The sequence below is a fragment of the Streptomyces sp. NPDC056486 genome (genome assembly GCF_042795295.1).
Taxonomy (GTDB): domain Bacteria; phylum Actinomycetota; class Actinomycetes; order Streptomycetales; family Streptomycetaceae; genus Streptomyces.
On record NZ_JBHTSF010000259.1, the window covers coordinates 1 to 8558 of the forward strand.

7 protein-coding genes are annotated in these 8558 nt (G+C 68.7%); 2 read left to right on the plus strand and 5 right to left on the minus strand.

The window, feature by feature from the left end; translation table 11 throughout:
* Window positions 1-13 precede the first annotated feature (13 nt).
* The gene (locus ACFQ7F_RS44150; RefSeq protein WP_383284832.1) at window positions 14-544 is read right to left on the minus strand and encodes an alkyl hydroperoxide reductase; all 531 of its coding nucleotides are present in this window, start codon (window positions 542-544) and stop codon (window positions 14-16) included.
* A 15-nt stretch (window positions 545-559) separates the two neighbouring features.
* Window positions 560-1114 (minus strand): peroxiredoxin, encoded by a 555-nt coding sequence (locus ACFQ7F_RS44155; RefSeq protein WP_383284835.1) that lies wholly within the window; start codon window positions 1112-1114, stop codon window positions 560-562.
* Between the two features lie 172 nt (window positions 1115-1286).
* On the opposite strand from ACFQ7F_RS44155, the gene ACFQ7F_RS44160 reads away from it, so the two are divergent.
* On the plus strand, window positions 1287-2243 hold the full coding sequence (locus ACFQ7F_RS44160; protein WP_383284838.1) for a LysR substrate-binding domain-containing protein: 957 nt from the start codon (window positions 1287-1289) through the stop codon (window positions 2241-2243).
* Window positions 2244-2279: 36 nt separating this feature from the next.
* Here ACFQ7F_RS44160 and ACFQ7F_RS44165 read toward each other — a convergent pair whose 3' ends face one another.
* The 3 genes from ACFQ7F_RS44165 to ACFQ7F_RS44175 are packed head-to-tail and all read right to left on the minus strand — an operon-like array spanning window position 2280 to window position 5904.
* Window positions 2280-4697, minus strand: coding sequence for an FtsX-like permease family protein (locus ACFQ7F_RS44165; protein WP_383284841.1), 2418 nt, complete (start codon window positions 4695-4697; stop codon window positions 2280-2282).
* Window positions 4694-5380, minus strand: a complete 687-nt coding sequence (locus ACFQ7F_RS44170) for an ABC transporter ATP-binding protein (protein WP_383284844.1) — start codon at window positions 5378-5380, stop codon at window positions 4694-4696. Before ACFQ7F_RS44170 ends, ACFQ7F_RS44165 begins: the two co-directional genes overlap by 4 nt.
* Window positions 5377-5904, minus strand: coding sequence for a PadR family transcriptional regulator (locus ACFQ7F_RS44175; RefSeq protein WP_383284847.1), 528 nt, complete (start codon window positions 5902-5904; stop codon window positions 5377-5379). Before ACFQ7F_RS44175 ends, ACFQ7F_RS44170 begins: the two co-directional genes overlap by 4 nt.
* Before the next feature lie 316 nt (window positions 5905-6220).
* On the opposite strand from ACFQ7F_RS44175, the gene ACFQ7F_RS44180 reads away from it, so the two are divergent.
* Window positions 6221-8497: a transglycosylase domain-containing protein gene (locus ACFQ7F_RS44180; RefSeq protein WP_383284850.1), complete on the plus strand. Its 2277-nt coding sequence runs from the start codon at window positions 6221-6223 to the stop codon at window positions 8495-8497.
* The last annotated feature ends 61 nt before the right edge of the window (window positions 8498-8558 follow it).

The following is an 8558-nucleotide window of genomic DNA, read 5'->3' on the forward strand; positions in this document are numbered from 1 at the left end:
GCTCAGGGGACCGCTACGCGAGGGACTCCTCGGAGTCCAGCGTCACGCCGACCGCCTGGATGACCGCGGCGATCTTGAAGGCTTCCTGGATCGTCTCGCGATCCACGCCCGCCTTGCGCAGCACCTGCTCGTGGGAGTCGAGGCACTGGCCGCAGCCGTTGATCGCGGAAACCGCGAGCGACCACAGCTCGAAGTCGACCTTCTCCACGCCCGGGTTACCGATGACGTTCATCCGCAGGCCGGCCCGCATCGTCCCGTACTCGGGGTCCGAAAGCAGGTGACGCGTGCGGTAGAAGACGTTGTTCATCGCCATGACGGCCGCGGCCGACTTGGCGGCGGTGTACGCCTCGGGGGAGAGGTTCGCCTTCGCCTCGGGCTCCAGCTCGCGCAGCACCGTGGTGGAGCGGGATGCGATCGCGCAGGCGAGCACCGTGCCCCAGAGCTGCTGCTTCGGCAGGTCCGAGTTGCCGATGACCGAGCCGAGGTTCAGCTTCAGGTCCTTGGCGTAGTCCGGTACGGCGGACTTCAGTTCGTCGAGTGCCATGTCAGAAAGCTCCGTTCACTCGCCCGAGAGCAGCGCGACCGGGTCCAGGGTCTCGTCGCCCTGGCTCCAGTTGCAGGGGCACAGCTCGTCCGTCTGGAGGGCGTCGAGGACCCGGAGGACCTCCTTGGGGTTACGGCCCACGGAACCGGCGGTCACCATCGTGAACTGGATCTCGTTGTTCTGGTCGACGATGAAGACGGCGCGCTGGGCGAAGCCGTCCTCGCCCTCGATGCCGAGGTCACGCATGAGCTCGTGCTTCGAGTCGGCCAGCATCGGGAAGGGCAGGTCCGTCAGGTCCGGGTGGTCCTTGCGCCAGGCGTGGTGCACGAACTCGGAGTCACCGGAGAAGCCGAGGATCTGGGCGTCACGGTCAGCGAACTCTTCGTTCAGCTTGCCGAAGGCGGCGATCTCGGTCGGGCACACGAAGGTGAAGTCCTTGGGCCACGCGAAGACGATCTTCCACTTGCCCTCGTAGGTCTTGTGGTCGATCTGCTGGAACTCCGAGCCCTTCTCCAGCGAGACACAGGCAGTCAGATCGAACTGGGGGAACTTGTCACCGACAGTGAGCACGCGCTCTCCTTGCTGCAAAGAAAATCCCTTTTGGGGAGTTTCCTGGGGGGTTGGACTGGTGTTGATGGTGGCACAGGGTGCATTGATTATGGAAATAGCTAGAGTGGGTCGTGTTGATCGGACCTAGCTATCAGTCCCAGTAGTAAGGGGACGCGTGAGAAGGAGGAGTGCCGTGGCCACCAGCGCCAAGCCCGCGGCCAAGCGCGGCGCCCGCCAGCCGAGCCTCGCCCAGCTGCGCGCCTTCGCCGCCGTCGCCGAGCATCTGCACTTCCGCGACGCCGCCGCCGCGATCGGCATGAGCCAGCCCGCGCTCTCCGGCGCCGTGTCCGCCCTGGAGGAGACACTCGGGGTCACCCTGCTCGAGCGTACGACCCGCAAGGTGCTGCTCTCGTCGGCGGGCGAGCGCCTCGCGGTGCGGGCCAGGGCCGTGTTGGAGGAGGTCGGGGCGCTGATGGAGGAGGCCGACGCGGTGCGCGCCCCGTTCACCGGAGCGCTGCGGCTCGGCGTGATCCCGACCGTGGCGCCCTATCTGCTGCCCACGTTCATCGGGCTCGTCCACCAGAAGTACCCGGACCTCGATCTCCAGGTGCACGAGGAGCAGACCTCGTCGCTGATCGAGGGGCTCGGCGCGGGGCGGCTCGATCTGCTCCTTCTCGCCGTGCCGCTCGGTGTGCCTGGGGTCACCGAAATGCCGCTGTTCGACGAGGACTTCGTGCTCGTCACGCCCCTTGACCACTGGCTCGGCGGACGCGAGGGGATTCCGCGCGACGCGCTGCGCGAGCTGAACCTGCTGCTGCTCGACGAAGGGCACTGCCTGCGCGACCAGGCCCTGGACATCTGCCGGGAGGCCGGGCGCGCGGACGCCCCGGTGACCACGACCGCCGCCGGGCTCTCCACCCTCGTACAGCTGGTGGCCGGCGGGCTCGGTGTGACGCTGCTTCCGCGCACCGCCGTCCGCGTCGAGACCAGCCGCAGTAACCAGCTGCTCACCGGGTACTTCGCCGATCCGGCGCCGACCCGGCGCATCGCCCTCGCGATGCGTTCGGGGGCCGCGCGGGGCGCGGAGTACGAGGTGCTCGCCGCCGCCCTGAGGGGGGCCGTAAAGCCGTTGCCGGTGCGGGTGTTGTGACCCCGCACCGGCAACGCCCTGCTTCCGTAAAGGGAGTTACTCCGTCCGCAGGCCGTCCGGGCGCATCATGCGCCACAGCGGCGGCAGGCTGAGCAGCGTCACGACGGCGACGAGCACGGCACCGGCGCCGGTCAAGGGCAGGAAGACCCACCAGTCCTCGACCGACTTCTCGATCATGCGGACCATGACGAGGCCGAGACCGAGGCCGCCCGCGATGGCGAGGCCGAGGCCGAGCACCACCGGGATCGCCGTCTGCCACAGGATCGACCACGCCATCGACGAGCGGCGCGTGCCGAACGCGGTGAGGGCGGCCAACAGGCGCTTGCGCTCGCGCAGTTGCTCAAGGAGTGACACCAGCATGGACGCCGCGATGAGGACCATCGTCGCCATCGCGCCGATCTGCAGACCGGTCTGGATGGAGGCGTACTGCTTGTCCCGCTCGACCGCGCGCAGCGTCATCACGTCGAGGAACGGGTCGATGCGGGCCGCGGTGTTGCGGATGTACTCCTCGTTGTCCGGCACGGACGGATCGACCTGGATCATGGCGTTCGTCGAGGCGCCGACCAGCTTGGACGCGGAGACCGCGCCGGGCGTCGCGAAGATGCCGTCGTGCAGGTCGCCGCCCGGGTCGGGGCGGGCCGTGACCGTGCGGGAATCGGCGGGCAGCGTCCACGGGATGTGCTTGTGGCCGGGTATGTCCCAGCTGTCGGAGTTCAGGTCGATGGGCTTGCCGGGGCGGGCCGTCTCGTCGACCCACTTGTTCATTTCGGCGTCCCCGGTGTGCACGACGAACGTGTCGCCGTCCTTGCACGAGCGGATCCGGGCCAGCTCGCGCAGGTTCGCGCAGGTGCCGACGCTCAGCTCGGTGGTGGGCCTGATGTCGTCGGCGTTCTTCAGCTTGCCCGGCTTCACGACGTACGAGACGACCGTGCCGATGACGTTCTTGACGCCCTTGGTCGTACGGAACTTTTCGATCATCTGCTCGGCGAGCTCGCCGTCCCCGACGTCCGCGCGCACCTGGAGCTTGGCCCGGCCCGGGTCGTTGTCCGTGACCCGGTCGAAGTCGTTGTGCATCGAGCCGAACATCATCTGCAGGGCGATGGCGCCCGCCACCGCGACCGTGATGCCGCTGACCGTGCGGGCCGCCGTACCGCTGCTCAACTGGAGCCTGCGGATGGCCAGCTGCCAGGGCACGGGGCCGCCGCGCAGCTTGGCCACGGCCGCTTCGACGAGCCAGGGGAGCAGCGCGGCAAGGCCGATCAGGGTGAGCGTCGCTCCCACGCCGATGGCGTAGACGGGCGGGGTCATGTCGCCCGCGAGGCGGCCCGATGCCAGCAGGATGCCGATGCCTGCCACCGGCATGAGGACGCGCCACCAGATGCGGCGCTTGCGGGGCTTCGCGCTGCGGAAGACGCCGAGGGGCTCGATGGAGACGGCCCGCAGCGAGATCAGCGTGACCACGAAGGCGGTGAGCGGGACGGCAACCAGGACGAGCACCGCGAGGCCGGGCACCGGCGTCACATCGGTGGCGAAGGCGCTGACCTTCCACACGTCGAACACGCCGAGCAGCTCGCGTAGGCCGAGGAAGGCGACGCCGCCGAAGACCAGGCCGAGCAGCGCGCCGCACAGGGCCTCGCCCGCCGCGATCCTGCGTACCGCCCGTGCGTCCGCGCCGACAAGACGCAACGCGGCGAGGCGCTTGTCCCGCCGGTCGCCGCCGAAGCGGACCGCCGTGCCGATGAAGATGACCACGGGGGTCAGAAGGACCACGCAGCCCAGGACGACCAGCACGATGAGGATCGGATCCAGCGGCTTCGGAGGCTCCTGATAGCCGAACTCCGCTATCCGGTGGCCGCCCTTGGCCTGGGTGAGGGCATCGGAGCCCGTGTAGAAGTAGAGCTCTTGGGGGTGGACCAGGCCCGGGTCGCCGATGGTGCCCGTGATGCGGTACGCGCCGAAGCGCTCCTTGAGGAGCTTGCCCTCCGAGCTGTTCATGAGGTCGCGCAGGGCGGGCGATACGACCATCTCGCCGTCCGCGGGCAGCTTCTCCAGGCCGGGCGGCAGGGCGGGGTGCTTGCCCTCGGCGCGCACCGTACGGCCCTGCACCGTCGAGTCCCGGAAGTCGGTGTCGGCGCCGCGGGTGAGGACGGTGGAGTCGGACCGCTTGTGGTGCTTGCCGTCGAACTGGCCCGCGTCCGAGCGGGCGACCGAGCGGTCCTCGCGGTGCTGGAGCAGATTCGGCACGGAGGCCGCGCCGAGCAGCAGCGCCACACCGAGGCCGACGCCGACCGCGGTCATGATCGTGCGGGCCCAGCCCGCACGGCCGCCGCCGACGGCGAACCGTATGCCCATCACGAGATCGCGGACCCAGGCGCGGACGCCTGTGGGCGCGGTGTGCTCGGGGAGCGGCGCCGCAGGCCCCGTACGGGCCTTGGAGTGGGTGTCGAGGCTCATACGGCCCGCTCCATGTCCCGTGACTTGCCGTCGCGCACGACGATCTCGCGGTCGGAGTAGGCGGCGACACGCGTCTCGTGCGTGACCAGGACCACGGCGGCGTTCGTCGAGCGGGCTGCGTCGGTGAGCAGCTCCATCACGCGCTCGCCGTTGAGCGAGTCGAGCGCGCCGGTCGGTTCGTCGGCGAAGAGGACGCGCGGGTTGGTGGCGAGCGCGCGGGCCACGGCGACGCGCTGGCCCTGGCCGCCGGAGACCTCGCCGGGCCGCTTGGCGGCGACGTCCTCGACCTCCAGACGCTCCATCCAGGTGCGGGCGGTCGCCTCGGCGTCCTTGCGCTTGGCGCCGTTGAGGCGCAGCGGAAGCGCGACGTTCTCCACGCACGTCAGCTCGGGGACCAGCTGCCCGAACTGGAAGACGAACCCGAACTCGCTGCGGCGCAGGGCGCTCAGCGCGGCGTCCGGCAGGCCCGCGAGTTCGCGGCCGTTGTACGTGATGGAGCCCGAGTCGGGCTTGATGATCCCCGCGAGGCAGTGCAGCAGCGTGGACTTGCCGGAGCCGGAAGGGCCCATCACGGCGACGACCTCGCCGGGGTGGATGGAGAAGCCCGCGTCGTCGAGCGCGGTCGTCGGGCCGTACGTCTTGCGAAGGCCGGATGCGGTGAGGAGGGAACCTGCGGGGGTCATGCGGAGCGCACCTCCTGGGCGAGCTTGCCGAGGCGTGCGGCGGCGAGCTCCAGCCAGCGCAGGTCGGCTTCTAGGTGAAAGAGCGCGTGGTCGCAGATCAGCTGATCGGCGAGGTCACCCTTGCGCTTGCGGTCGGTGAGGATGCGCATCAGGCGCAGGTGCTCGGCGCGCTGGGCGTCGAGCATCTCCGAGGCGTCGCGCTCGGTGAGCAGTGCGAGGACGACCTTCGTGTAGAGGGTCGACTGGAGGTAGGGCTCGGGCTTCTCCGGGGTGGCGAGCCACTGCTCGACATCGGTGATGCCGGCTTCGGTGATCGCGTACCGCTTGCGCTCGGGGCCGCCCTCTGACTCCACGCCGTCGACCTCGACGAGGCCGTTCTTCAGGAGGCGGGACATGGTCGAGTAGACCTGCCCGTAGTGCAGTGGCTTGTCGTGACCGAACTTCTCGTCGAAGGTGCGCTTGAGGTCGTAGCCGTGGCGCGGGCCCGACTCAAGGAGGCCGAGGAGGGTGTGACCGATGGACATGCGGAGCACTCTACACCGTGTGTATACGTGGCATGTATACCCCCGGTGTGGAGCTCACAGGTTCGGAAAGCGGGCAACCTTCTGGGCCCCTGGATCGTCGATCTACTCGGGGCAATCACCGGTTCCTGTGGGGCAGGTGCTGATTGTCACGTCCGGAAAAGGCCGGATCGGCAGTCCTTTGTCCCCAGGTGCGGTGTTAGTTTCTTGAGCTGACTTGCCGGTCATACGGTCGGCCGACTGTCCGGTCCTTGTACGGGCGACACCGCACGACGACACACGGACACGCGAACGAGACGGAAGCGGAGCACACACACTCATGGGCCGAGCGGAAGAGCGACAGGCGCGGCAGCGCGGTGCGCGCCGGGCAGCGCGCAAGCGCCCCGCCGGTGACGGCAAACCCAAGCGCAAGGGCATACGCCGCTTCTTCACGCTGAAGAAGATCCTGGGTACGTTCTTCGGGCTCTGCCTGCTCGGCATGCTCGGCTTCGTCGTTCTCTACATGATGGTCGAGGTGCCCGAGGGCAACGCCGCGGCCAAGCTCCAGAGCAACGTCTACAAGTACAAGAACGGCAAGGTCATCGCCAGGACCGGCGAGCTGAACCGCGAGGTCGTCGACCTGGACAAGGTCCCCAAGGACGTCCAGCGGACCTTCGTGGCCGCCGAGAACAAGTCCTTCTACAAGGACAAGGGCGTCGACTTCAAGGGCACGGCCCGCGGCCTGCTCAACACGGTCACCGGCAAGGGCAAGCAGGGTGGCTCGACGATCACCCAGCAGTACGTCAAGAACTACTACTTGACGCAGGACCAGACGGTGACCCGTAAGTTCAGGGAACTGGTCATCTCGCTGAAGGTGGACCAGAACAAGAGCAAGGACGACATCCTCGCCGGGTACATCAACACCAGCTACTACGGCCGCGGCGCCTACGGGATCCAGGCCGCCGCCCAGGCGTACTACGGAGTCGACGCAGAGAAGCTGAACGTCACGCAGGGCGCCTATCTCGCCGCCCTCCTCCAGGCCCCCAGCCAGTACGACTGGACCTCCGCCACGGACGCCAGCAAGAAGCTCGTCAAGGCGCGCTGGAACTACGTGCTCGACAACATGGTCGAGGAGGGCTGGCTGCCCGCGAGCGAGCGCGAAGGCCTGACGTTCAAGAAGCCGATGTCGCCCAAGGCCGCGCCCGGCCTTGAGGGGCAGACCGGCTACCTCGTGAAGGAGGCCAAGGCCGAGGTCATGAAGGCCGGCCACCTCAGCGAGGAGCAGTTCGATGCGGGCGGCTATTCGATCACGCTCAACATCGACGCGAAGAAGCAGAAGCAGCTCGAGAAGGCCGTCGACAAGACGCTGAACGACAAGCTCGACCCCGAGAAGAACAAGGCCGACGCCCGGGTGCAGGCGGGCGCCGCGTCCGTCGACCCCAAGACCGGCAAGGTCCTTGCGATGTACGGCGGCAAGGACTACGTGAAGCACTTCACGAACAACGCCACCCGGCGTGACTACCAGCCCGCCTCCACCTTCAAGCCGCTGATCCTGGCCGCCGCCCTGGAGAAGGGCGCCACGACCCAGACCGACCAGCCGATCACGGCGAACACGATCTACGACGGCACCAGCAAGCGCCCCGTCAAGGGCAGCGACATCGGCTTCGCGCCCCCGAACGAGGACGACAAGAGCTACGGCCCGGTCACCGTCCAGAAGGCGATGAACAAGTCCGTCAACTCCGTCTTCGCGCAGATGGGCGTGGACGTCGGCATGGACGAGGTGCTCAAGACCGCGGGCGACCTCGGCATGAACGTCGAGGATCTGCCCGCCGTGCCCGCCCAGACCCTGGGCACCATGGGCGCGAGCCCGCTGGAGATGGCGGGCGTCTACGCCACGCTCGACAACCACGGCGTGAAGGTCACCCCTGCGGTCGTGGCCTCCGTCGAGCACAAGGACCGCACGATCGACCTGCCGGACCCGATCGGCGAGCAGGCCGTCGATCGCGGCACCGCGGACTCGCTCACCTCGGTCCTGACCGGCGTGGTCGACGACGGTACGGGCAGCGCGGTGCGCAGCCCCGTACAGGACGTGGCGGGCAAGACCGGTACGTCGGACGACAACAAGTCGGCCTGGTTCACCGGATACACGCCGAAGCTCGTCACCTCCGTCGGCCTCTTCGGCGAGGGCGCCGCGGGCACGGCCGAGCAGAGCAAGCAGGTCTCCATGAAGGGCGCGGGCGGTCTGCCGCGTGTCGACGGCGGCAGCTTCCCGGCGCAGATCTGGGCGGCGTACACCTTCAAGGCGATGGGCTCGCCCAGCGAGTTCGACCTGGACACGTCCATGGGCGCGGCCATCGCGCCGCCCCCGGACCCGACGACGAGCGCCCCGGACGAACCGACGGACGAGCCGTCGGACACGCAGGACCCGACGACGAAGCCGCCGTCCGACGACCCGACGACGGACAAGCCGACGGACGACCCGACGACGGACGAGCCCACGGACGATCCGACGACGGAGGACCCGACGGACCCGACGGACGAGCCGGATCCGAGCGACTCCATCGAGATCCCGGAGAACCCGAACGGGAACGGGAACGGGCGGCAGAACAGGGACTGACGGCCGCACGGCACGACAGGTACGGAACGGCGAAGGGGCCCACAAGCAACTGCTTGTGGGC